This window comes from Chitinophaga varians, from assembly GCF_014529945.1.
GTDB lineage: Bacteria > Bacteroidota > Bacteroidia > Chitinophagales > Chitinophagaceae > Chitinophaga > Chitinophaga varians.
The window spans coordinates 1-714 of sequence record NZ_JACVFB010000029.1 but is presented as its reverse complement, the minus strand read 5'-3'; the positions used below and the strand labels follow the sequence as shown (position 1 = coordinate 714).

Genomic DNA, 714 nt, shown 5'->3' with positions numbered 1-714 from the left:
TACCGGATAGAACCCGGTGAGATAGAGAACGCGTTACAGCAGCATCCGGCAGTAGAATCAGCGGTGGTGATGGTGCGTTCAGAAGCAGGAGAGGAGAAAAGGCTGGTGGCTTATCTGGTAGGCAAAGAAGAACTGACTGTATCGGCGCTGCGTGCTTTCCTGGGCCTTACGTTGCCTGCGTATATGCTGCCGGACTATTTTGTGCAGCTGCCTTCGATGCCATTAACGAGCAGTGGCAAGGCCGACAGGAAAGCGTTGCCCTTGCCGGAAAGCTGGGGCATGGCTACGGGTGCGGTGTATGAGGCGCCACGTAATGAAACAGAAGCTTTGTTGGTGTCCATCTGGGAAGAGATATTAGGCAGGGAAGGAATTGGTATCCACGATCATTTCTTTGACCTGGGTGGTCACAGCCTGAAGGCGACGCGTTTATCTGCCCGCATACAAAAGGCTTTCGGCGTGAAGGTTCCTTTGCAGGAGCTGTTTACCCGCCCGCAGCTATCGGCGCAGGCAGCTTTTATCATTGCTGCCGGTGAAGAAGAGATGGCCCTGATCCCTGTCACCGCCGTGCAGGCAGACTATCCGTTGTCGGCCGCGCAGCATCGCATGTGGATACTGAGCCAGTTTACCGAAGGAAACGTGGCGTACAATATGCCCGGTGTATTTGTGGTTGCCGGTGTGCCGGATATGGAAAAGCTGACTACCGCTTTCCGTATG

1 protein-coding gene is annotated in these 714 nt (G+C 54.8%); it reads left to right on the top strand.

The features are described 5' to 3' along the window. The coding region (locus ICL55_RS34900; protein ID WP_223151701.1) for a phosphopantetheine-binding protein at positions 1–714 on the top strand (714 nt) is incomplete at both ends.